The sequence below is a fragment of the Alloscardovia sp. HMSC034E08 genome (assembly GCF_001813415.1).
Classification (GTDB): domain Bacteria; phylum Actinomycetota; class Actinomycetes; order Actinomycetales; family Bifidobacteriaceae; genus Alloscardovia; species Alloscardovia omnicolens.
Genome location: NZ_KV812468.1, coordinates 465,585 through 488,013, shown reverse-complemented (window position 1 = coordinate 488,013; position 22,429 = coordinate 465,585). Strand labels below are relative to the sequence as shown.

The 22,429-nt window shown below is 46.2% G+C and carries 17 protein-coding genes and 1 pseudogene; 5 read left to right on the top strand and 13 right to left on the bottom strand.

The features are described from left to right. Positions 1-8: 8 nt before the first annotated feature. The 8 genes from HMPREF2909_RS03610 to gmk form a co-directional block, all read right to left on the bottom strand. Positions 9-1,040 (bottom strand): SDR family oxidoreductase, encoded by a 1,032-nt coding sequence (locus HMPREF2909_RS03610; protein WP_071415967.1) that lies wholly within the window; start codon positions 1,038-1,040, stop codon positions 9-11. Between the two features lie 112 nt (positions 1,041-1,152). Then, positions 1,153-2,109: a ribokinase gene (locus HMPREF2909_RS03605; RefSeq protein ID WP_071415255.1), complete on the bottom strand. Its 957-nt coding sequence runs from the start codon at positions 2,107-2,109 to the stop codon at positions 1,153-1,155. Positions 2,110-2,243: 134 nt separating this feature from the next. Beyond that, positions 2,244-3,185, bottom strand: a complete 942-nt coding sequence (gene uriH, locus HMPREF2909_RS03600; RefSeq protein ID WP_071415254.1) for a uridine-preferring nucleoside hydrolase UriH — start codon at positions 3,183-3,185, stop codon at positions 2,244-2,246. A gap of 674 nt (positions 3,186-3,859) precedes the next feature. Beyond that, positions 3,860-4,945, bottom strand: a complete 1,086-nt coding sequence (locus HMPREF2909_RS03595) for a LacI family DNA-binding transcriptional regulator (protein ID WP_071415253.1) — start codon at positions 4,943-4,945, stop codon at positions 3,860-3,862. Positions 4,946-5,040: 95 nt separating this feature from the next. Further along, entirely contained in the window at positions 5,041-6,618 is a 1,578-nt protein-coding gene (locus HMPREF2909_RS03590; protein WP_071415252.1) for a L,D-transpeptidase, read from the bottom strand. Between the two features lie 157 nt (positions 6,619-6,775). Continuing rightward, a complete protein-coding gene (locus HMPREF2909_RS08810) occupies positions 6,776-7,057 on the bottom strand; it encodes a hypothetical protein (protein ID WP_084797238.1) in 282 nt (93 codons plus the stop codon). A gap of 19 nt (positions 7,058-7,076) precedes the next feature. Next, positions 7,077-7,328 (bottom strand): hypothetical protein, encoded by a 252-nt coding sequence (locus HMPREF2909_RS08805; RefSeq protein WP_084797237.1) that lies wholly within the window; start codon positions 7,326-7,328, stop codon positions 7,077-7,079. A gap of 12 nt (positions 7,329-7,340) precedes the next feature. Further along, on the bottom strand, positions 7,341-7,931 hold the full coding sequence (gmk, locus tag HMPREF2909_RS03580) for a guanylate kinase (protein WP_071415251.1): 591 nt from the start codon (positions 7,929-7,931) through the stop codon (positions 7,341-7,343). 712 nt (positions 7,932-8,643) lie between these two features. Between gmk and HMPREF2909_RS09455 the strand changes: the two genes are divergently transcribed. Next, entirely contained in the window at positions 8,644-9,327 is a 684-nt protein-coding gene (locus tag HMPREF2909_RS09455; RefSeq protein WP_246815510.1) for an MFS transporter, read from the top strand. After that, positions 9,300-9,908 (top strand): MFS transporter, encoded by a 609-nt coding sequence (locus HMPREF2909_RS09450; protein ID WP_246815509.1) that lies wholly within the window; start codon positions 9,300-9,302, stop codon positions 9,906-9,908. Before HMPREF2909_RS09455 ends, HMPREF2909_RS09450 begins: the two co-directional genes overlap by 28 nt. A 136-nt stretch (positions 9,909-10,044) precedes the next feature. Here HMPREF2909_RS09450 and carB read toward each other — a convergent pair whose 3' ends face one another. The 4 genes from carB to efp are packed head-to-tail and all read right to left on the bottom strand — an operon-like array spanning position 10,045 to position 16,037. Then, positions 10,045-13,416: a carbamoyl-phosphate synthase large subunit gene (gene carB / locus HMPREF2909_RS03565; RefSeq protein ID WP_071415250.1), complete on the bottom strand. Its 3,372-nt coding sequence runs from the start codon at positions 13,414-13,416 to the stop codon at positions 10,045-10,047. Between the two features lie 29 nt (positions 13,417-13,445). Beyond that, positions 13,446-14,681, bottom strand: a complete 1,236-nt coding sequence (carA, locus tag HMPREF2909_RS03560) for a glutamine-hydrolyzing carbamoyl-phosphate synthase small subunit (RefSeq protein WP_049207981.1) — start codon at positions 14,679-14,681, stop codon at positions 13,446-13,448. A gap of 31 nt (positions 14,682-14,712) precedes the next feature. Further along, positions 14,713-15,441, bottom strand: coding sequence for a transcription antitermination factor NusB (gene nusB / locus HMPREF2909_RS09825; protein ID WP_071415249.1), 729 nt, complete (start codon positions 15,439-15,441; stop codon positions 14,713-14,715). Positions 15,442-15,473: 32 nt separating this feature from the next. Next, on the bottom strand, positions 15,474-16,037 hold the full coding sequence (efp, locus tag HMPREF2909_RS03550) for an elongation factor P (protein WP_022856569.1): 564 nt from the start codon (positions 16,035-16,037) through the stop codon (positions 15,474-15,476). Positions 16,038-16,896: 859 nt separating this feature from the next. Here efp and HMPREF2909_RS09820 point away from each other — a divergent pair. Further along, positions 16,897-17,349: pseudogene (locus HMPREF2909_RS09820) on the top strand (C40 family peptidase); the annotation flags it as partial. A gap of 800 nt (positions 17,350-18,149) precedes the next feature. On the opposite strand, the gene HMPREF2909_RS03540 reads toward HMPREF2909_RS09820, so the two are convergent. Further along, positions 18,150-18,977 (bottom strand): 5'-methylthioadenosine/S-adenosylhomocysteine nucleosidase family protein, encoded by an 828-nt coding sequence (locus HMPREF2909_RS03540; protein ID WP_034297538.1) that lies wholly within the window; start codon positions 18,975-18,977, stop codon positions 18,150-18,152. A 396-nt stretch (positions 18,978-19,373) separates the two neighbouring features. On the opposite strand from HMPREF2909_RS03540, the gene HMPREF2909_RS03530 reads away from it, so the two are divergent. Then, entirely contained in the window at positions 19,374-20,891 is a 1,518-nt protein-coding gene (locus HMPREF2909_RS03530; protein ID WP_071415247.1) for an adenosylhomocysteinase, read from the top strand. 164 nt (positions 20,892-21,055) lie between these two features. Continuing rightward, complete coding sequence (locus tag HMPREF2909_RS03525) at positions 21,056-22,411, top strand: amidohydrolase family protein (protein ID WP_071415246.1); 1,356 nt, start codon at positions 21,056-21,058, stop codon at positions 22,409-22,411. The last annotated feature ends 18 nt before the right edge of the window (positions 22,412-22,429 follow it).

Genomic DNA, 22,429 nt, shown 5'->3' with positions numbered 1-22,429 from the left:
ATTTTTATCTATTTTACCAGAAGTTGTTCCCTAAAATTAATGACGTCATCACACCATTGATCGAATTCAGGATCGAGTTGCTGGCACTCTTCATGTGACAATACGTACTCAACTGTTCGCTTCATACCTTCAGCAAAGGAAATCTGCGGATTGAATTCAGGAACGAGTTTCTTTATTTTCGAGTTGTCGAATTTGACTGTATACGTTTTGTCACCCAGCAGCTCCCCTTCGAAATCATAACCAGCACGAGCGCCCAACTCAGCGAGAGTATAAGAACTCACATGCACAGCCTTGAGCTCAACACCTAACAAATCAGCTAAAGTCTGGAAAATCTCATTCCATGTAATCGACTCGTCACTCGTAATCTGGAAAGCTTCGCCGATGGCTTCTTCCTTGCCGAGCAGCCCAACGTAGCCAACAGCAAAGTCGCGACTATCGGTCATCGTCCACCATGTTGTGCCATCGCCATGAATCAACACTGGTTTCCCACGCAACATGCGGTCGAGAACCTGGTAGCTTCCTTTATGCCCGTTCAAACCTAACGGCACTTTTCTCTCGTTATACGTATGACTTGGGCGCACAATCGTTACTGGAAAACCGTCCTCGCGGTAACGTTCCATCAAGAAGTTCTCGCAATCAATCTTATTGCGCGAGTACTGCCAGAACGGATTAATCAGCGGCGTCTCTTCTGTAATAAAACCTGCAGGCACAGGCTTGCAATACGCGGAAGCCGAGCTAATATACACATACTGAAGGCAGCGATCCTTAAAAAGTTCATAATCTCGTTCAACTTGCCAGCGCTCATAGCCAACAAATTGACATACCGCGTCAAAAATAACTCCGGGAGCTGCCTCATCAAGCGCATCTTTCAGATGCTCTATATCGCCATTAATATCTGCTTGAATATACAGCGGTTTATCGCCCAAAACATCGGACAAGCCGGTGCGGTTGAGCACATACAGTTCGTGACCTTCGCGCAGCAGTTTCTTAGAAATTTCTGTACTAATCGTGCCCGTGCCACCAATCATGCAAATCTTCATCGCTTCATCCTTACTCGACAACATCGTCCTTAAAGATTATAAGCAAAAACTCTCGCCCGCGGCGTCTTTGGCCACGAGCGAGAGTTACTGTATATGAGACCTCTGAGAGAAATTAGAGAGAAAAGGTCTCATAAATCTGTTGAGCGGTTCCGTATGATGCCTGGGCACCATAACCGCAGGCTGCATAAGCCGCCACATAAGCCGCCAAGCGAGCGCTATCTGCCAGAGAGAGGTCGCTAGCCAAACCAGCGAGTACGGTTCCCATGTAAGAGTCACCGCAACCGGTGGTATCGACTGCATCAACGCGCACACCGTCGACGCGTTCAATCGTCTCACCATCGATAACGCAGGAGCCCAAAGCGCCCAAAGTAATAATCGCGCGGTCGAATCCGAGCTTGTGTAGAGCCTGACCAATCGCAGACCAATCAGCACTGACCCACTCAATATCTGGATCCAAGCCGATAATCTGCGCAACCTCATGCTCGTTGGCCAAGAGTATATCGACGTTCTCAATCAACTCAACTGGAAGATGTGCCATAAATGGCGAATCGTTGAGCAGAACGGTCATTCCTGCTTCTCGAGCGGTGCGTGCCGCTTCAATCACCGCATCCATAGGAGATTCGAGGCACAGCCCCAGCACACTGTAGCTGGTGAGCTCTGCAGCGTGCGAGCGCACATAATCCACGGTGAGCTTGTGATTCGCACCTGGAGAATACACAATCGTGTTTTCGCCATCGCTCTCAGCCACAGTAATAACGGTAGTGCCGGACGGACCGTCCATGCGAGCGATGTGTTCAGTACGCACACCTGCGCCAGCGAGCTTGGACGCCAAAAAATCAGCATTCGTATCGGTTCCCAAAGCACCGAACATGCCCACCTGAGCACCCAGCAGAGCTGCCGTTGCCGCCTGATTCGACGACTTGCCACCTGGCAAAATCTCCAGCTGACCACCCGCCACGGTCTCCCCTGGCTGTGGCAGACGCTGCGTGCGCACAGTATAATCAGCGTTCATCGAACCTAAAACGGCTACACGACCGTTCAAATGATGTAAAGAGTCAAGCACTGTCATGCGTTTTACGCTCCGAATCTGTGTCGTAAAAAGGATTGAAAGAAATGTCGAGGAAACCGGCAGTCATGCGAGCACACATATAAACACCCACAACCCATGCACTGCATGCTGCCGGCAACCTCAAGTCTTGTTGATTAGCCGATGCGCTTAATTGCGTCTTCCACCAAATCCCAGAACTTGTCGAAGTCTAACTTCGTAGCCACCTGAGTGTGGCATTCATCTTCTGAAGGCTCTGGCCCGCGCAAATCTGCTACGGTCATACCCACAGTTAATGTACCTGCAAGCTCCACATCTACAGGGCAACGGCGCGTCTGCACAATCGATGGATCAATGAGGTATGCAATCGTGCATGGATCGTGCACTGGAGGATCTACGAAGTCTTGGTTCTCGCTATACGCCTTGCGGAAGAAGTCCATAAGACCAGAGACGAACATGGCCAGGTCGGAGCCAACAGATTCGATCTGCTTCTGAACAGCAGGAGTGCACAGCGCCTGATGCGTAAGATCCAAGCCAACCATAGTTACCTTCCATGGCTCGTTAAACACAATGTGCGCCGCTTCTGGATCGACCATAATATTAAACTCAGCCACCGAGCTCCAGTTACCCACGTGGTAACCGCCACCCATGAGCACAACTTCCTTCACGCGCTCAACAATGCGTGGCTCCATACGCACGGCCATAGCAATATTAGTGAGAGGACCAGTTGGAACAAGTGTTACCGTGCCAGGCTCTTCAGACATAATAGTGTCAATAATGAATTGAACCGCACTCTTGTCTTCGAGCGGACGGCTTGGCACAGGAAGTTCTACGCCATCAAGACCAGTTTCGCCGTGGATTGTTGCCGCTGCCTGAGCTTCGCGCAAAATCGGACGATTAGCGCCGCGATATACAGGAACATCTGTTGCGTGCGCTTTTTCGAGGACTGCACGTGCGTTATATGTAACTTTATCGAGACTCTGATTGCCACCTACAGTAGTTACGCCCAGTAAATCAATGTTTGGGTTTCCTACAGCCAACAAAATTGCCACAGCGTCGTCATGACCAGGATCGCAATCTAAGATAATTTTTGTAGACATCGAAGTCTCCTTTGAATTCGTTACTTTTGTCTTTTCTTATTTCTCGTATTTTGTATTTCATATTTCTTGGTTAAGCGTTTAACCACCGATATAAAAGATAGCAAGCTTTAATGATTTTGGAAAATACTCCACCGCTCGCGCGTGTCGCACATTAAGAACACAACTACGCTGAGCACTCTGCTTTTACTGGTTGGTTTTATCAGCTGAATCTTAACTAAGTAAATGCGTCATATGTAGAACGCTCTCTGCTACACCAAGCCCCGATACATACCTCGATGCGTGAAGATTGTCAACGTACCGCGCACACAACGATCGCACCCACACGCCTTAGAACCTTGGACTCAGAAACCGCCAATCTCAGGGCAATTCCACTCCAAAATTCTTGAGAATCTGAGGAACCGCAATCAGCGGAACATAGACTGTTAACAGACCGCACCGCGCGCAGAAAAACATCGTTGAACGCAGCTCAACGATGTAAGAACTGATATATCTGCATGCAGCGCATATAGCAGAAATCTGTCCGACCTCGTATGCGACTCATGCATCCGTTATGCCATCTTGATGCGAAAAATGGTATAACGGACACATATATAAAATTTGCGCCTACGAAGCCACCAGCACAGAGAACCTACAACGTGAACCCAACACCGAGACCCCCAGCTCTCTGTCAGAACTCACACCTTGGCTACGCTATACCCTTCACTTAATTCAGGCTTCAAAAGCACCACATTGCCTTGACCTGAATCAACATAAGCCGCATCCAACATCATCTCGCAACTGCGTTTCGCCAACTGTTCAACATCCTGACGAATAGTTGTCAGCTCAAAATCTAATCCGAAAGCACCCATCACATCGTCATAGCCAATCAAAGATATATCTGCTGGCACAGCATAGCCTTGTTCTCTTGCTCGGCGAAGGAAACCCACAGCTATCAGATCATTTCCACAAAATACAGCGCTCACACCCGCATGAAGCAGGTTATCAGCAAAATTGTATCCTTGAGCCAAGCTGAAACCGCCATCAATAATCCAATCATCCTGTGGAACAATATTATGAGCAGCAAGTTCATCGAGGAAAGCTTCAAAACGTGCGGAATGATCCACGCTATTATCCGCACTATTGTTCCCGCTGTCCAACGCATGTCGTTTCACAGGGCCAATCACACCGATTTTCGTATGCCCAGAACGAATCAAATGCTGAGCAGCTAAACGTCCTCCTACACTGTGATCGTATGCCAATGCGCGCCATTTTCTATCCGCCACACCTTGGTTTATTTGCTCAGGAATACGGTCAATAAAAACAACCGGAACATGCGTGGACGCGAGTTCATCAAGTAGCTGAGCATTATACTCAGCTGTTCCAAAAGTTGGCACAATAAAAAGACCGTCAATACCCAACTGAGTAACGCGGCTAATGGCACTGGACTGCTCGTTCACATCTTCACTGGTATCAACGATGAGCAAAGAATAGCCTTGACGTCGGCATTCATTTTCCATATGTTTAGCCAAAGAAGCAAAGAAGAGATTCTCAATATCGGGAATAATCAAAGCTAACAGACTTGAGGATTGTGTTGCCAAACTGCGAGCGGTTTGGTTAGGAAGATAGTGCATATCTTCTGCGATGGAACGAATCAAATCGCGCGTTTCCTCAGTGAAACGATTAGGTTTATTATTCAAAACCAAAGAAACAGCAGTGGACGAAACTCCCGCTTTACGAGCAATATCTTTGAGCGTAGCCCTCTTTGGCTGCACATTTTTCATAACGTCCCTCCAAAAGTCACATCTTGTAGAAGAGTAACACAAAGGTGGTGAATATTCTTCAATATTCACCACCTGAAGGTTTTCTCAGAAGAGTTTTAGCGAACTGGACCTGTTGGCTGACTACCCACTACCTGAACAAGAGTTCCTTGAGGACAGTTCTCGTAAATCCACTTGGAATCCTGCTCATACATGTTAATGCAGCCGTGAGAACCATGGCCTACTGAATCTCCTGACGCAATACCACCATAATTCCATGTTGCAGTATGGAAGCCTTCACCGCCGTTATAGTAGCTAACCCATTTCACGCCCTTAGACAGATAGCGAGAACCATCATCATTCAAACCAGTCATATCTTGGGTTGCATACTTGAGGTAGATAAAGAAGTTACCGTTATCTGACTCATTGGCACCGTTTTTACCCGAGCAAATAGGGAAACTGCGCACAAGCTCATCGTTACGGTATGCATAAGCCATTTGAGTGCTTTTATCTACAACAATGCGCATCTCAGACTTGGTCTGTTTTGTTTCAAACTTCGTAATAGTAGATTCAACCTGCGTGCTTGCACCCTCGCCCTTTGTAAGAGCGTCGTAAAGCGTATTAACAACAGCATCTGTCTGACCGATTGTTACGCCATTGGCACCTTTAACCTTGGTGAGAAGAACCTTGCCGGAGCCATCAACAACATCTTCTTGATCTACTTTAGCCTGATTGAGTTGTTCAGGAAGAGTAGAACTTATATAGTCGCTCACCTTCTGTTTATCGTATTGAAGTTTGATTGTTCCCTGAGCAGGATCGGCATCTACAGTAATCCACTGAGCAATCTGATCTGCTGGGATTTGGAAGTTTTTACCGTCGCCATTAGAAACAACATAGTGAGCAGATACTCGTGCGTTAGCTTGGTCTGCAGCTTGCTGAGCAGATTCTACAGAGATTGGCATGTTCACGTCTTTATAAGAAATTTTTACGTTGCTCGGGTAACCAGGCTCTTTAACAAGCTTATTAACTTGTGTGAGAACCTGTGTATTTTCAGGCATTCTACCACTCTTACCAGCTACAACAGAGTAAGACTTTGATTCAGCATCAAAAGCAATGGTAGAACCGACAGCACGATTATCTTCATTAACGAAGCTTTTGGTTAAATACTGACTCGTAGCGTACTTATCGACCTTCGCATCCAATGGCACATTATGATGAATAAAAGGATTAACCTTCGCAAAAATATTATCGTTTTTAGCAGTCAACAGATTTTTTACAGTCTGATTCACATTTACTGCTACGCCTAAGTCTTTCAGGTTTGCCTTAACGCTCTTGCCATTATCATCAGAAACAGTTACGGAGGAACGAGCCACCGCATTGCTTACAGTTGTTTTAAGCTGCTGAGCATTTTGACCCGCAACACTCACACTACCAAATTCGACTCCTAAAGGAGCCTTGTCTTGGTAATACCAACGCGCACCGAAGAACCAACCGATAAGAGAGAGAAGAAGAACAGCAAGCACTGCTCCACTAGACCACAATGCAATGCGTGTACGCCGAGATAAGCCTTGTTTCCCTGATGGGCTGTTAGGCATCTGCTCAGCGTCAACTAATGGATTATTTATCACCATTGTATCTTCGCTTAACTCCCCACCGGCGGCATCAAACATAGCGTCGTCATGTGAAGCAATCGTCATACAAAATCCCTTCTCTTCATTTCCTCCTTCTAAGAATATTCCGATATCATGACGCTGAGGAGCAAAAATATCTCTGAGCGCTATCTGCTGTGTCGTATTTTCACTAATTCATGCAAAAAGCGAGCAATATCACATACTCTCACCTCTGCGAGAATCATTACTTCATATAGTTACCCATACGTACACGCCCATGCTGTGTAAATTTATAAGCACGTTCTGCTTCGTCACCTGCAAAAAGCACGGGAGCATAATCATCAATCTGTAACGTGCCATCATCCTTGAGCAGGCTATCGTCAATCCATCTCTGCTTAATAGCGGCGAAGATATGATGCACGTTATCCATTTTTTCAATTTTCTTCACCGTGCATTCGAAGATAATCGGAAAATCGGTAAGAAGTGGCGCATTAATCGTGCTCGCAGTTTGCGTGTTCAGATCCAAGCGCGACAGTTTATCTTCCTCATGGCCACCAGCCAGCAGATTCTACGGAAGTCATAACAGGTTCAGCTGCCACATTGACGGTGAATTCACCATACTTTTCAATCTGCTGAGCCGCTCGACTATCGGAGCTTACTCCCAGCACAATATTATTGCGCAAAGAATATGTAGAGCTGTTCGTCGTTATATTGTAGCCGTAATCGTCATCTTTATAACCAAGAACCACGATAGGATAACCGAGATAAAATTTTCCCGTATTAAATTCAACGAGCATAAGCTACTCTCCTTAAGCAGTCTTTCCCATAGCTCGCTCAAAAACAGACCATAGTTGCTCAGCTGCACGCTCTACTTCATCATTAACAATGACTATATCGAACTCATTTTGCAGCTCAAGCTCATGACGTGCAGTAGTCAAACGTCGCTGCTGCTGTTCCTCTGTTTCCGTGCCGCGTCCTTTTAATCGAGCTACGAGTTCCTCAAAACTAGGAGGAGCAAGAAAAACAAATATAGGATTCAATCCTACTTCTGCAGCACGTTCGCGCACTTTATGCACACCTTGCACATCAATTTCCAACATAGACGGAATACCCGCTGCTAAATGTTCTTTTACAGGGGCAGCAGGCGTTCCATAATGATGCACACCATGTACTACTGCTGTTTCTAAGAATTCACCGCGCGCTTCTTTATCTAAAAATTCTTGCTCGGTCATAAAGAAGTAGTTCACACCATCTACTTCACCAGGTCGAGGATCGCGCGTGGTCGCAGAGACACTCAACCAAATCTCAGGATGGTCTTCAAACAGTTTAGCCTCTACTGTTCCTTTACCCACTGCCGTAGGGCCAGCTAATACAACAAGGCGATGCGTTTGTTCAGTCATGGATTTTACTATACCCTCAACCCTCATTTTTCAGCGAGAGGACAGAATATTAATACATACAATCTCACTATATAAAACGCATAATAAAAAACACAATAATGAGCTTATTGTCTATACGGATGTTAGAAAAGTTAACATCCGTATGATCGAAAGGAAGTGGACTATGAGCAAGCAAGGTGGAATCAATCCTCGACCACTGCCTCCAGACAATAAGTAAAGCCAAACTAGGAAAGAACAAACATGCCTTCTTCTGAAGAAATGTTTGACGAATACGTGAGAACAAGTGCAGCATATTGTGCTAATTTATTCAGGACAGCAGAGCTCTTCTTTAGAGCCAATGTTGCACTTGAATCCACTATCGTTAACGAAAATACATCACACTGTGGAACTGTTGAAGAAATACGTAAGATATTTATACACTGTCGATAGATTACCTCTTCGACAATCGCTTCTTTAGCTACTTTTAAAAGGTGCCACACAGCATTACCCGAGCAACTTGACATAGATTTTTCATATCAAGAACAATTACTTGCTAGTATAGTTGACTCTCTTAATCGTATTGTTAATTTGTTTGATTCCGTTAGTGATTTCGAGAATTTACAGAATCAGATTTGGGACGATGATAATTTTACGAATGAATTTACGAAAACTGCTCAATCTATATCTCATGCAATACTCTGGCAATGCAGTTTTGCACGTAAGGCAAATCTAAATGAACTTTCTTAACCATTTTCGTGGATACTACCGCCTTGCAGCAAGTGATTTTCTCTCTAACTACGCCACTACAGTTGCAGCTACCACTATTAAGCTCTGGCTTGTTAACTCTTTATTAGCTGGTGTGCAGGAGTCAAGCAAATACCTGACTATTTATTTAATGCTCAGCGCTATCAGTGAACTTATTACTGGCTTATTTTCCGGAACCGTAGCTGAACATTACGGAGTATTGCATACCACTATAAGCGCATGCTTACTGCGTATGGGAGCAGGTATAGGCGTTATAGTTGTTATCGTCTGGCCGCAACCATCAACGCATACATATACTAATCTTCTTTTTGGGATAGTCTCTCTTTTGGTTATGTTCACTACCGCCTGTGATACTTTCTATTTCCCAGCCATCAGTTCTTTTGTTAATCGCATTACTGAGTCCAAGAAGCTTACTCGGGTTCTGTCTCTTCTGCGTTTCAGCAGTCTTATGGGAACTTTAATCGGTCCAACTGTTGCCGGTTTAGCAGGTAGCACTCAGCTCTATATACCTATTCTGCTTACAGAAACACTTGCTCTCTTATTAACTGTAGTTCTTATCTGGCGGATCTCGAAGACAGCGGGCTACAGGCATATATATGAGACACATCGCCAACATTACCTGAATTGTTCACTAACTGGCGTCAAGGCATAAAAACTTTTGCTGCAAATCGCACGTACCGTTTGCTTTTCCTTTTTGCTGTGGTTGAAGCGGTAGCAAATTCAGGTTTGGTTTTTGCAATTATCTTTTACTTCACTACGAAACTGCATGATATACAAAGCTATGGTTGGCATTTAAGCGCACTATCAGCAGGATACGCTATCAGTTATCTGATTGCTCCTCAGTGTTCACACATATTTAGTTTTGCTCAGCTTCTGACTGCATCACATATATTGATTACTGTATGTTTATGCTCTCTTGCTGTTACTCGTATTGGTGTTATAGCAGTTTTCTGGGGATTTCTTTTCGCTTTTTCTCAAGCGATTATTAGTCCTGCTTTTCAATCTATTTTTATTCAGTCGGTTGACCAAAGTCTTGTTGCCCAAGTTATGTCTGTATTTATTTCTGTAGTAGCAGCGATTGGAGCTATAAGTTATCCTGCATGGGATTGGATGTATACAGTAACCGGTAATAATGCCATCGTACTTGTCATATGCGCCTCAGGATTGCACGGGTTTTTAGTTCTTCTATGCGCTTTCCTCTATCCACAATTAAAGAGCATTCGCACTGCGTAGAAGAGAAAAGGGACTATTCATTTCACTATTGGGAAAACTCTGCAGTCGCTCAGATAAGTTCTGAACATTCTTCTTAGGTATAATAAAGATCGCCTCACTGTACAACCAGCGAGGCAATCTTTATTGTGCTTTCTTCTTATGCTTTATCTAGCTCATGCAAACGCTGTGCATGCTCTTGAATAGAAGCAATATCGTAATCAGCAGTCTTTACCGCTTCAATAGCAATCAAAGCAGCAAGAAATTCCGTAGCCGTTGTGAACTGAGGCAAATCAGCAGCAATTGCAGCTGCACGGATTGAATAACCATCCGAACGCGAGCTACGAGAGCTTGGCGTATTCAAAATTAAATCAATCTTTCCTTCTTCAATCAGCTGAACAACGTTCTTTCCAGTGCTTCCTGGCACGCGCTCCTGCTGCATATCATCGCTATCGTTAACGCGAGTAAGCTTGTCAACCACCTGCACATCCATGCCGTAACGACGCAAAACAGAAGCTGTTCCTTCTGTTGCCAGCAGCTTAAAGCCGAGCTCCAATAAACGGGCAGCCATCAAAGGTAACTGTCGTTTATCTGTATCGTTCACAGAAATAAACACATTACCGCCTGTTGGCAATCCTGTGTCATAGGCTGCAATCTGGCTCTTCGCAAAAGCGTGTGGGAAATCGCGGTCGAAGCCCATAACTTCACCAGTAGAACGCATTTCTGGTCCCAAAATAACGTCAACTGTTTTACCAGCTTCAGTGCGGAAGCGCTTAAATGGTAATACTGCTTCCTTAACTGCTACTGGCTGCCCTGGGCGAATATCTCCGCCATCGCCTTCTGGCAAAAGCAACCCGAGCTTACGAGAGTCAGCGATTGTTTCGCCTGCCATAATACGAGCAGCAGCTTTAGCTAAGGGTGTTCCTGTTGCCTTAGATGCGAATGGCACAGTTCGCGAAGCACGAGGGTTAGCCTCAATCACATATAAGGTGTTGCTCATAAAAGCAAACTGCACATTAATCAAACCGCGCACACCCACACCTTCAGCAATAGCCAAAGTTGCTTCACGCAAGCGCTTAATCTGTGAATCAGACAGTGTGTTTGGAGGAAGGGTGCAAGCCGCGTCACCAGAATGCACGCCGGCTTCTTCAATATGCTCCATAATGCCGCCCACATACAGCTCATGACCGTCATAGAGAGCATCAACATCAACTTCAATCGCGTCAGACAAGAACTTGTCAATAAGCAAAGGCGATGGCAGACGACCGGAGACCACGCGGTCTGCTTGCGCTTCCTTAAGAGCACGGTTTACATACTCCTTAAGTTGCGAGTCTTCGAAAACAATCTCCATACCGCGGCCGCCCAAAACATAAGATGGGCGCACAAGCACTGGATAACCGATGGAATGAGCAGCTTGCAAAGCCTCATCGAAAGACAAAGCTGTGCCATAGCGAGGAGCGTTCAAGCCCTTTTCATCCATAACTTCACCGAAAAGCTCACGGTTTTCAGCCAAATCAATAGCCTCTGGAGTAGTACCCAAAATTGGAACACCAGCAGCCTTCAATCGAGCAGCAAGCGACAACGGAGTTTGTCCACCAAGCTGCACAATCACGCCCTTAACAGGACCTTGCTTGAGTTCAGCATGGTAGATTTCAAGCACATCTTCGAAGGTTAATGGTTCGAAGTAAAGACGATCAGAAATATCGTAATCAGTAGATACTGTTTCAGGATTGCAATTGACCATAATGGTGTCGTAATCCTTGCCCAGCTCCTGAACAGCATGCACACAGGTGTAGTCAAATTCAATACCCTGACCAATTCGGTTTGGACCAGAGCCGAGAATAATAACTGCTTCACGTTCACGCTTCTTCAGCTCAGTTTCCTGAGCGTATGTGGAGTAATAGTATGGCGTCACAGCATCGAATTCTGCAGCGCAAGTATCTACTGTTTTGTAAACCGGGCGAATACCGTAGTTCTTACGCAATTCGCGCACAACATCTTCGCCAGTATCTCCCATGCCACGCAAGTGGGAAATCTGAACATCAGACAAACCTGCTTTCTTAGCAGTGCGTAACAGTTCTGGACTTAATGCTTCAGCAGCTTTCACGTCCATAGCAATTGCGTTAATCTGCATAAGCTGATCAATAAACCATGGATCAATCTTCGTTGCATCAAAAATCTGCTCTAAGGTAGCTCCACCCCAGATAGCGCGCATAAGCTGCAAATAGCGGTGCTCTGTCGGAACACTAATAGCGCTCAACAGTTCTGCTATCTCTTCTTGGCTAGGAACTTCGCCATCCCAGCTAAAGGTTGCGTGACGCTTATCGATGGAGCGCATTGCTTTACCCAAGGATTCTTGGAAGTTTCCAGCCAGAGCCATAGCCTCGCCCACAGACTTCATGGATGTGGTTAAGGTATCGTCTGCACCTGGGAACTTTTCAAAAGCAAAACGAGGAATCTTGGTAACCACGTAGTCAATGGTTGGTTCGAAGCATGCAGGAGTAGACTGCGTAATATCGTTACGAATTTCGTCGAGAGTATAGCCCAAAGCAAGCTTGGCAGCAATCTTTGCAATAGGGTAACCCGTTGCCTTAGAAGCCAAAGCTGAGGAACGAGATACACGTGGATTCATTTCAATAACCGCAACGCGTCCGTTGCGTGGGTTCACAGCGAACTGAATATTACATCCACCTGTATCTACGCCCACACCGCGGATAATAGCAATACCAATATCGCGTAGCTTCTGATACTCACGGTCTGTCAAGGTGAACACTGGAGCAACTGTAATGGAGTCACCCGTGTGCACGCCCACAGGATCAACGTTTTCGATTGGGCAGACCACAACCACGTTATCGTTGCGGTCGCGCATCAGCTCGAGCTCATATTCCTTCCAACCTTCCAAGCCCTCTTCAATCAGAACTTCGTTTGTCGGAGAATAGTGCAAGCCAGCACCAGCAATGCGATGTAAATCTTCAATATTGCGCGCAATACCGGAGCCTAAACCACCCATCGTGAAACTTGGACGCACAACAACTGGGTAACCCAGTTCCTCGTTTACAATGCGTTCTACTTCTTCCATAGAATGGGCAATAAAGGAGCGAGCAGAGTCTCCCCCAGCTTCCGTAACCACCTGCTTAAAGAGCTCACGATCCTCACCACGGTCAATTGCTTCCAAGGATGCGCCAATAAGTTCAACATTATATTTGTCGAGAACGCCTGCCTGGCCTAAAGCAATAGCAGCGTTCAATGCTGTTTGACCGCCCAAAGTTGGCAGCAAAGCATCTGGACGTTCCTTCGCAATAATGCGTTCCAGAATTGGCACGGACAGAGGCTCAATGTAGGTAGCATCAGCCATTTCTGGGTCAGTCATGATTGTTGCTGGGTTCGAGTTCACCAAAATAACGCGAACGCCTTCTTCTCGCAGAACGCGACATGCCTGAGTACCGGAATAATCAAACTCTGCAGCCTGGCCGATCACAATAGGACCAGAACCGATAACCATAACGGATGTAATGTCTGTGCGCTTTGGCATGGATTTTCCTCTCTATCGTTTCGACTGTCTTAGTTCTGCTTGTTCTGCGCGTGGCGAGCGCGAGCGTTCTTCATCTGCTCGACGAAACGGTCGAACAAGTAACCTGCATCGTGTGGACCAGCTGCTGCTTCTGGATGATACTGTACCGAGAAAGCAGGAATGTCCAGACACTGCAAGCCTTCCACCACGTTATCATTAAGATCGATATGGCTTACTTGCACTCGACCATAGTGACCGTTACCGAACGGGCTTGGAACTGGATTGCCTTGAGGAGCGTCTACAGCAAAACCGTGATTATGTGCGGTTACTTCCACTTTTCCTGTGGTGAGATCTTGTACTGGCTGATTAACACCGCGATGACCGAACTTGAGCTTATACGTGCCGAAACCAAGAGCACGACCAAGAAGCTGATTACCAAAGCAGATACCGAAGAATGGAATATTAGCGTCGAGGACCTTACGCAATTGTTCAACCTCGAAATCAGCTGTGGCAGGGTCGCCAGGGCCGTTGGAGAAGAAAACGCCATCTGGGTTAAGAGCCGCAATGTCTTCGAAGCTGGAGTTCGCTGGCAATACATGTACGCAGCAGCCTCGCTCAGCCATGCGATATGGGCTCATAGCTTTAACACCCAAGTCTAAGGAGACTACGGTATACAGTGGATCCTTGCCTTCGAACTCGCCTTGAGGTTCAACTACATATGTGCTGTCTGTTGATACTTCTTGAGAGAGATTAGCGCCGCTCATTAGTGGAGAGCTTTTTACGACGTCTAGTAAATCTTCGACGCGTTTTAAGCGTCCTGTTTCATCTACCAGAGCCTGACCAGAGAAAATACCTGCACGCATAACACCTGCAGAGCGCAAGTGACGTACCAGTTTGCGCGTATCAATATCTGCGATACCTACAATGCCGTAGGTGTCTAAATCGGCATCCAAACTGCGCTGTGCACGCCAATTAGAAATATGGGTAGCAGGATCTCGAACTACGTATCCTGCTACCCATATTTTGGAAGACTCAACGTCTTCATCATTTACACCGGTATTGCCAATATGCGGGAATGTTTGCACCACAATCTGACGAGCATATGACGGATCAGTCAATGTTTCCTGATAACCCGTCATAGCGGTGGAGAAAACAATTTCACCCGTGGTGACGCCCTGCGCACCATATGGGCTTCCCACATATACGTTTCCATCTTCAAGCACCAATACGGCATTGTGGATGGAATAGATATCTGGACTAATAGTGGCCGAATCTTGGCTGTTCACACATGCCTCCTAGAGCTTGTTGTGATGGCGTTTAATTATCGGAGTTCAACGCCTCGTCTGTATTGTTATGCGGATCTGGGAACGCATCTTCATTCTTAGATTCCGAAGACTCTGTGGACTCCGCGAAATCTACGGACTCAGTGGGCTCCGTAGAATCTGCTGAATCCTCAGACGAAGTATTGGAAATGCTAAAATCAGCGAAAGAAAGATTGGAAAGATTTGTTTCGCTGCGTGTATTCTCTCCTGATGTTTCAGATGTCGAGCTAGTATCAGCTTGTGCTTCTTCTTCGTCTTTCTGAGCTTGAGCAGCAGCTTCAGCAGCACGCTTTTCTTGCCACTCAATTTCTTCCGTACGAATAGCGTCAGCATTCTTCTCAACTGTGCTGAGCACACCGAAGAGTAAATCTGGAGTATCGTCACCTGCATATGTTTTGGCTAATGCAATCGCTTCATTAATAGCTACTCCGACTGGGATTTCATCGTTATATACGATTTCCCAAGCAGCCATGCGAGCCAAATTGCGGTCAATTGCAGGCATTCTTTTCACTTCCCATGACTCAAGTGCGTCACCGAGAGCCTTGTCTAGGGTGCGTCGATGAGCTGATACCCCGTGCACAATCTCAATGGCATAGTCAGGAAGTGGAGTTTGAGCGCCTGGATACGCAATACGCTCAGTTAAGAGGTCAGTAAATTCCTGACCTCTTACATCAGCTTCAAAAAGCGTATTCAGCGCACGCTTACGAGCAGTGGAACGTGCCATATTAAATAGTGGTCCTTAAGTTCCTACTCGTTTTAGTTTTCGCGTCCAAGGTAGTCGCCGGAGCGAGTATCTACCTTCAAACGGTCACCTTCATTAATAAACAGTGGAACCTGAATCTCTGCACCAGTTTCCATAGTTGCTGGCTTAGTTCCTGCAGAGGAACGGTTGCCCTGCAAACCTGGCTCAGTGTGAGATACAGTCAAGATTACAGATGCTGGAAGTTCCACAGACAATGGGTTGCCATCATGGAAAGATACGATGCAGTCAGTACCTTCAAGCAGGAACTTCTCAGAATCACCAATCAAAGTTTCTGGAATGAAAACCTGATCATAAGTGGTCATATCCATAAAGACGAAGCTATCGCCATCCTTGTAGGAATACTGCAGAGTACGGTTATCTACAGTTTCGAATTCCATCTTCATACCAGCATTAAAAGTCTTGTCAACAATCTTGCCGGTGAGCACTTCCTTAATCTTGGTACGAACGAAAGCAGGACCCTTACCTGGCTTAACATGCTGGAACTCAATAACGCTCCACAGCTTGCCATCAAGATTAATAACGGATCCATTCTTAATATCATTAGAAGTCTGTGCCACTAAAATCACCTATTCAAACGTCGTTTTGGTATTCAACGATTAGTCATTAATTCAAAATCTTTCTTATTATGCCATATCCCCACTACTGGGCAAGTTAGCCGTGTTGCAGGTGTCAGCCAGGCTGTTGATAGTTTGGCGGTATTTATGGATGATTATATGTAGAAACTTTTCAGCTTGAGCGAAATATATTGTCTGTGCTACTATTTCTGTTTAGATGTTTTAATTTTGTATATCTACTCGTTATATAGCTAAAGCATCGTACAAGAAAATCGTTGAAATCGTCCATACGAAGACCCTAGCGGGCATTTAAGGGGATATTTTGAGCTCAGGAAAGCATCGCGCAAGCTCCGCTTCTGCACCAGTAACACCTTTTAATACCCATTCAGCTTTCTTTAAGGCATCGCGAGTTTTTGCTAATAATAAAATGAGATTCAAGATTGGCGCTGTTGCTATTTCTTCTCTTCTTGTTGTTGCTCTTGCTGGTTCCACAGCACCTAACTTTGCTAACGCTACCGGCGCAGGAGTCGTTTCTGCATCTGGCGTATCTCGTAGTGAAGAGCGTTCCAGCTTAACTCAGGAGACAGCTACTGTTAGCTATGTCCAAGGTGATGAGTGGAGTTTAAGCTCTGATAGTTCTGCGGTAACTGTGAAGTATGAAATGACTCCTGATCAGAGCGCTGCACGAAATAAGCTTGTGTCTGCATATAACACTGCACAGGCTGAGTATGGTACATTAAGCTCTGCTTCTTCAAGTACTTTGAAGGCTTTGGCTGATGCTTTGAACACTGCAGCAGGTCATTTAGCTGATACCACGAACTCCGCAGATACTTATAACTCTGATGTATCCTCATTGAATGACGCTTTGTCTAAAGCAAAGTCTAGTCATAACTCTGCCCGTTCCGCGGCTGCATCAAGTTCCTCTTCTTCTGCTGGATCATTTACCGGCACAGTATCTGGATCTGGTTCCGGCGTTGACTTAGCAAACTATAGTCTGCAGTTTGTGGGCGCTCCTTACTCTTGGGGTGGCAATACTCCAGCGGGTTGGGATTGCTCCGGTTTCGTTCAGTATGTCTATTCCCACTTTGGTGTAAGCTTGCCTCGCACTTCGGGTGCACAGGCAGGAGTTGGTGTTGCTGTTGCATCTCTTGCAGAGGCTCAGCCTGGAGATATTATTGCTAACGGCACGCATGCAGCTATTTACATTGGCAATGGCATGGTCATGAACGCTATGAATTACGGACTGGGCACAAAGACTGCTCCAGTATCCTACGCTTTCAGTGGTAGCTATTCCATTCGCCGCGTATTGAGCTAAACAGCATTGATTTTACCTATTTTAGGTTTTGTATAAAAGGTATAAAGGAGCCAGTTCTGTGTGAGCTGGCTCCTTTGCATATGGGCGGATTGACGAATTGACGAATCAGCACATCTGTTATCTTGTAAAAGGGTTCTTCGGACTTAGCGGGGATTCAGGGAGGATGTTATCCCGCCAGTTCCCGTTGATTCCCTAACAGTCATGTGTCAAGACATCGTTCCGATGAAGATGGTTTGGCTAATTATGTTTTTACTTCATGAGTGAAGTCGATACGCGCAACCGATATGCCAGTTTTGAAGCCATTTTTGTGCTTCAAAACTGGCATAACAGGTGCATTAATCGGTTAAGCAGAATGGGTGAGAGTAAGAGTTCTTCGAATTTAATGAGGTGTGTAGATTGTAGGTTCGTGGAAGTTGTGCGCGTGGCGCGCTGACAATGCGTATGCCCATTTTTCATGCGCTATCAGCTCTCATACGTTCCTGAAAGTTGCTAGCGCCGCACACACACAACGCCCACGTCCAAAAATCATATAAAATCAGCGCCTAGGAGTGCGTGAAAGTTGTCAGTGCCGAACGCTAACAATATGTGCACTCAAAAAACCTCTCAATTCCCACTCATGAGATACGCCAGCGTTGAGAGTGATTTCAGTCCTCGCTCGTGCGCGGAATCATGGAACGCTATACCAAGTCATGTTTCACGAATCACTCAAGCCCCTACGCGCTGCAATAATAAACGAATGAAATGATCTGTATCAAACAAAAGCCCCGCTAAAATACTTAGAACCACAAATCTTGTTTTTCTTATTCTTCAGCAAGTAACTTATCTGCTAATTCACAAGCAACCTGAGCTGCTAAACCTGCAGCTGTTATCATAGCGTCTTTATGGTTATTTAGCTCTTCATAAGCTTCACCGCAGTCATTGCTATTCGAACGAATAATCAAACTTTCTATCTCGTTTTTATAACACACATGCGCAACAGCTGCGCCTTCCATTTCCTCAGCATCAGCGCCATCTTGCGAAATAAAGTCAGATAATACGGCTGGATCAGTGCTAAAAATATTGCTCGAAGCAATGGTTCCCACCGTAAAGCGATGGTCTGAAAGATTAGAAGAATAATTTTTGAGATCATCAGAAGGTATGCGAATACCCTCCTCGGTGTACATTGCAGATGCAGCATCCGCAGTGTCTGCATTATTAGCCACAGCAGTCATACTATGTGAGCGCACAACTCCCAAGGCTAAGTTAATCAGGCGTTCTGAACCTGGGAAGCTCTCCATATATGGCGCATCTTCGGCAATAATTGCTCTATCGCATTCTTCATACACGGTAGTACCGCCGAGCACAATATCCCCAAAGCCCAAGCGAGCGTTTAAGTTCCCAGCTATACCTGTGAAAAGCAAAGCATCTGGAGCACTATCAGCGTGCGCACGTGCAATAAGAATCAAAGTCTGCGCAGCTGCTGCACAATTAGTCAATCCCATACCACCGAAAGCACTGAAAACATGGTTCTTGCCATCATGGTAATGCATAATATCCAAACCGCCGGATTGCAGAAGTTTTCCAGGAAAACGCTTGCGCACAGGTTGTATTTCTTTTTCTAATGCACTCATCACAATAATCGTGGTCATGACGACCATAGTAGCACCGAGACCGCGCTTCTATCGGTCAGTGCGCAAAGCAGTGCTCAAGTCAGTGGGCAGGTGAGACGGCAAAGCAGCACGCAAAACAGCAAGTATGTGAGAATGCAAAGCTAGGCATCGAACAAAGTAAGCGAGCAAGTCAGTACATAAGATTGCCTACGAATGCCGCGAGCAATCGGGAAAAACATATCAAAAGCGCGTCAAGAAAACTGCAAAGTATCAAGAAAAGCATCAAGTGAAACATCAAGAAAGCCCCCTCTAAATCGTGAAAAATCTCACGTATACCCCAATTATTCACGAATTTTCTACGTTCTTCCCAGCCCATTTCCAGTTTATGCATACAGCTGTCTGTACAATGGAAAGCTGGAAATGAAAAGGATAGGTATGCAAACTCTTCAATTCGCGTCTATTGTTCGCACTATTTCTCAGGCTACGAATCGTTCTCTTGCCGGAACGCGCGTATTCGTCGCATCAGATTTTCAGGAAGTGCAACCAGATAATTTTGAGGTGGCAGCAGCCGAATGGGGTCTCCGCCTTGTCCATGACGAAGCCGAAAGCACCTCCTGCCCTATTATTCTTCACGCAACATATGCACAGGTTGATGGAACGAGCATGGCGTATTCGCAAACTGGTATGTCTTTTGCTCAACCTTTAACCGCGCAGGAAAATATTGATCGCGCCCGTGCAGGTATGCCTGTGGTGAGCTATTTGTCGGATGAACTGAAAAAATCAGGTATTCTTCGCGGCGAGCGCATTGCTATCAGCCTTATTATCGAGCCGAAAACTGCTGTTTTAGCGTTAGAACTTCAGGAAGCAGGAGCGGATGTGGCAATTTATGCTACTGCTGCTGAGGTTAATCAAGATATTGCAAACGAGTTGTCTTTGCACGATATTGGCGTTTTCGCGAATGAAAATTGGACTCCTGTTCAGGAGCATGAAGCAGCTTTAGCTTTGCTCGATGAATTAAAGCCAACAATTATTATTGATGACGGAGCAAGTTTTGCACGTCTGGCTCAGCTTGAGCGTCCTGAACTGATGAAAAATATTAAGGGCGTGGCTGAGGAGACCACTTCGGGCATCCGCGCTTTTGAAGCGATGGAGAAAGATGGAGCGCTCACCTTCCCGGTTATTGCTTCTAATGATTCCATGCTTAAAACAGGTTTTGATAATGCGCATGGTACAGGTGAATCCTGCGTTACTACTTTCTTGTCGATTATGGGAGACAGCTACGTTGAGCGCAATACGGGCGTTGCTGTGATTGGTTTTGGCCCGGTTGGTCGCGGTTTTGCACGTCGTATGCGCACACTGGGATACCGCGTAGTGGTTGTGGAGCGTAACGCTACGGCTGCTTTAACTGCTCAGTATGAAGGCTTTGAGATTATGCCGCTGGCTGAGGCTGTGCGTAGCTGCAACTGTGTGATTAGTGCTACGGGCGCTGTTCATACTATTGATTTAGAAACTTTACAGTCCTTGAGCGATGGCACTGTTGTGGGCGTTATTGGAGGAATCTCTAATGAGATTGCTTTGGATGATTTAACCGCGCTGACGCATCAGCATATCGCTCCGTCTGTGCCTGTTACTCCGCTTGACTTAGGTAATGATTCTACTGCTTTACTGCTTGCAAGCGGTGATGGTATGAATTACACGGTTAGCGGCGGAAATCCGATTGAGATTATGGATTTGAGTTTTGCTGTGCAGCTTAACGCAGTGCAGATGCTTGCAGAGAATCATGGGGAATTAGGTGCACGCGTAATTCGTATGGATACGACTATTGATGAGACGATTGCTCGTTCTGCTCTGTACGCCCGCGGTGCTCAGATTGATGAGCCTAGCGAGACGGAAACAGACTGGACGCGCACGCGCTTTAGCGATGGTTTGCAGCGTGAGGGCGCGGAACACTAGCGGGCGTGAGGGCGGTCGCGAGCTAGGGGTTGTGGGCGAACGCAAGCAAGTGCGAGAGCGCAAGCAAGGGTGAGGACGCAACTAAGTTTCCTCAAACCGTTGTACACTCACTCCACACCCCACATAAAACTACGCACAATGCTACATAGGAATGAGGGCACTTTATGAACGACTTAAATACTGTTGTTGTCTATTCAGCTTCCCTCGTCTTACCCGTAACTGCTCCAGCTTTGCCTGGCGGATCAGTTGCTGTATATCAGGGTCGCGTAGTACATGTGGGTACTCGCTCTTGGGTGCTTGAGGCTTTATCTGAAGGCCCACTTCGTGCCCATCGGATTGTGGAACATCATTTTGATGGTGTCCTTTTGCCTGGTTTAGTCAATGCCCATACGCATTTGCAATACACCGGTATGGCTTCTGTGGGAGAAGACACGTATAACAATTTTCAAGAGTGGAGCGACGCTTTCGACGCCATTTACGATGATGATAGCCTGCACAAGCCATGGAGACAGTGGGCACATGAGGGAGCACGTCAGCTCGTGCGTTATGGTACGACGGCTGCCGCAGATATTGCTACTGATTTAGGAGCGGCTGGTGCATTACACTCCCAGGGAATGCATGGCATTACCTATTGGGAAGTGATGGGCTGGGAAAACGAAAAGTGGCGAAGTTTAGGACCTGAATGGTTGCGTGATCAGTTAGTGCAAGCCTCGCAGCAAGACGTTGCCGAGCTGGGGATTAGTCCGCATGCCCCGTATTCTTTGGATTCTGCTCCGTTTTTGGATTTGCCCGATATTGCTCGTGGTATGGGTATGCGTTTGCATATTCATTTGGGAGAAACACCAAGTGAAGCTGCAGATGATAGTTCTGATCAGCTCTACTCCCCTGTAGAGCGTTCCTGGCGTTCTCATCATTGGGATAGTTATCCACAGTTGAAGTCCACCGGTGCGCATGTTTCTGCTATTCAGTTCGTCGATCAGCTTGGCAGTCTCGGACCTGATATTCATATTGCGCATGGAGTCTATGCCAATGCTGAAGACCGCCGCATTTTGCGTCAGCGTGGCGTAGGAGTTGCGCTGTGTCCACGCAGTAATCGGATTACATGCACGCAAAAGGATGCTCCAGTAGCTGACTATCTTCGTGAAGGAAATCTTGTCTCTGTGGGCACCGACTCCCTCTCCTCTTCCCCAAGTCTTGACGTTCTCGACGATGTGGCTGTTCTATACGATTTGGCGCGTGAGCAAGGCTATAATCGCAGCGATTTAAGTCATCGCCTTATTCGCATGATGACTCTTGGCGGAGCAGAAGTTATGGGACTTAATGTGGGTTCTCAACGCATTGGTCAAATTAATGCTGGCGCTATGGCTGATTTAGCTTTCCTTGATATTCCTGTGGATCTCAGTTCCGACGCTGCCTACGAAAACACGCTCGAGCGCATTGTGCGTGAAGGTGCAGGAACAAATCGCGCTACAGTTATAGCAGGACGTGTTGCGTATAACGATAACGTTTTCGCTGAATAACATACGAAGGAGCGCGCT